Annotated in this window: 2 protein-coding genes; both read left to right on the top strand. The window is 55.2% G+C overall.

Annotated features, from left to right (window positions below; translation table 11 throughout):
* A partial coding sequence (locus AQ981_RS25400; RefSeq protein ID WP_154675990.1) for a fimbrial protein occupies positions 1 to 192 on the top strand: 192 nt, incomplete at its 5' end.
* A gap of 18 nt (positions 193 to 210) precedes the next feature.
* On the top strand, positions 211 to 647 hold a 437-nt coding region (locus tag AQ981_RS25395; RefSeq protein WP_058914530.1), incomplete at its 3' end, for a fimbrial protein.

Genomic DNA, 647 nt, shown 5'->3' with positions numbered 1-647 from the left:
AAAACAGGATTAGGGATCCGTTTGTTCAGCGGAGCCGCCGGTACTACAACGCTGACCCCGGGTAACTATGTGAACTTTAGCGGTACCGCCAGTAAGCCCCGGCTCTGGGCGGTACCGGTAGCCCAGAATAGCGCCACCCTGACGGCCGGCTCCTTCTCCGGTACCGGCACCATGGTGATTGATTTTCAGTAACTATGATGGAGAGAAAGGATGCCTGTCATCACCCTACGTTATCTGTTACCGCTAGCCGGTATCTGCGCCAGCAGTTATACGCTGGCGGACGCCACGGTCAATTTTCGCGGCACCCTGATTGAAGCGCCACCCTGTGTGGTGAATAACGACAACATGATCACCGTGAACTTCGGGAATGAAATTATGACCACCCGCGTTGACGGTAGCGACAAAAAACCCATTGAGTATGAGCTTGATTGCAGCAACGCGGTGTCCTCCAGTCAGAAGGTAAGAATATCCGGCACTGTTGCCAGTTTTGACCCCACAGCGCTGGCGGGCGGCAAAACCGGGCTGGGTATCGCCCTGTATAACGGCAATACCCGTCTTACGCCGGGCACCTGGGTGAATTTTATCGACCCGAATAAGCCCAATTTATCTGCGGCGCTGATCAAGCAGAACGGCGTCACCCTGAGTGG

It is taken from the genome of Entomohabitans teleogrylli (assembly GCF_001484765.1).
Taxonomy (GTDB): domain Bacteria; phylum Pseudomonadota; class Gammaproteobacteria; order Enterobacterales; family Enterobacteriaceae; genus Entomohabitans; species Entomohabitans teleogrylli.
The sequence above is the reverse complement of the archived record's forward strand: the minus strand, read 5'-3'. Positions and strand labels throughout refer to the sequence as shown.